This is a genomic window from Cupriavidus basilensis (genome assembly GCF_029335485.1).
GTDB classification, from domain to species: domain Bacteria; phylum Pseudomonadota; class Gammaproteobacteria; order Burkholderiales; family Burkholderiaceae; genus Cupriavidus; species Cupriavidus basilensis_E.
In genome coordinates, this window is record NZ_JARJLM010000672.1 from 1 (window position 1) to 1341 (window position 1341).

A 1341-nucleotide genomic window follows, 5' to 3' on the forward strand; every position below is an offset into this window, starting at 1 on the left:
TGATCGCGCGAGAAACCGGCGGGATCCTGCCGAAGGGCGAGCATGAGGTGCGAGAGGCGATCGTGCTGCTGCAGCGTGCTGCGGCTATGCCGCTGGAAGCCAACGGCCGGGTGCTGCCGAGCGCGCCGGGCCGGCTCAGCATTGCCCGTCAGCTACCGCTTGGCGTGGTCGGTGTGATTTCGCCGTTCAATTTCCCGCTGGTGCTGTCGCTGCGCTCCGTCGCGCCTGCGCTCGCGGTGGGCAACGCGGTGGTGATCAAGCCCGATCCGCGCACGCCATACGCAGGCGGATTCGTGATTGCGGAAGTACTGGCCGCCGCGGGCTTGCCGAAGGGCCTGCTTCACGTGCTGCCCGGCGGCGCGGATGTCGGGCAGGCGCTGGTCGAGGCGCCCGGCGTGCCGATGCTTGCGTTTACCGGTTCGACGGCCGCCGGCCGCAAGATCGGCGAATTGGCGGGCAAGCATCTCAAAAAAGTGTCACTGGAATTGGGCGGCAAGAACTCGCTGATCGTGCTCGACGACGCCGATCTCGACAAGACCGTGTCGGCAATCGCGTTCGGTGCCTGGTTCCACCAGGGGCAGATCTGCATGGCGACCGGCCGGGTGCTGGCCCACCGCAGTATCGCGGCGGAACTCACGCGGCGCCTGGCCGACAAGGCGCGCCACCTGCCGGTCGGCGATCCGGCCGTGGAGCACGTAGCGCTCGGTCCGATCATCGACCGCCGGCAGTTGCAGAACGTCGTTGACATCGTCGATGCCTCGGTGGCGGCCGGTGCCGTGGTCGAGGCGGGCGGAACCCACGAGGGACTGTTCTACCGGCCGACCGTGCTGTCCAACGTGAAGCCGGGCATGCGCGCGTTCGACGAAGAGATCTTCGGGCCCGTCGCGAGCGTGATCCCGTTCGATACCGACGACGAAGCCATCGAGCTTGCCAATCGTACCGACTACGGCTTGTCGGCGGGCGTGATTTCGGCCTCTGTGGGCCGCGCCATGGCCCTCGGCGAGCGGCTGCACACGGGCCTGCTGCATATCAACGACCAGACCGTCGCGGACGAGGTGATCAACCCGTTCGGCGGCACCGGCGCCTCGGGCAACGGCAGCAGCGTGGGCGGCCCCGCCGACTGGGAGCAGTACACGCACTGGCAATGGGTGACGGTCAAGGACGCCGTTCCGCAGTATCCGTTCTGAACCCGGGCGGGGCGTCCGCGCGGGCGCTCCGGCCGATCTCTTCATTCTTTTTCATCAAGGTGCAGGCAATGAGCAATCAAGCAGAGGAACAAACCGTCGTTTTCAGCATCGAGAACGGCGTGGCATGGGTCAAATTCAACCGCCCGGAAAAGCG

General features: G+C 66.8%; 1 protein-coding gene. It reads left to right on the plus strand.

Features of this window, described 5'->3' with window-relative positions:
- The coding region (locus P3W85_RS41195; protein ID WP_276269057.1) for a benzaldehyde dehydrogenase at positions 1–1187 on the plus strand (1187 nt) is incomplete at its 5' end.
- Between the last annotated feature and the right edge of the window lie 154 nt (positions 1188–1341).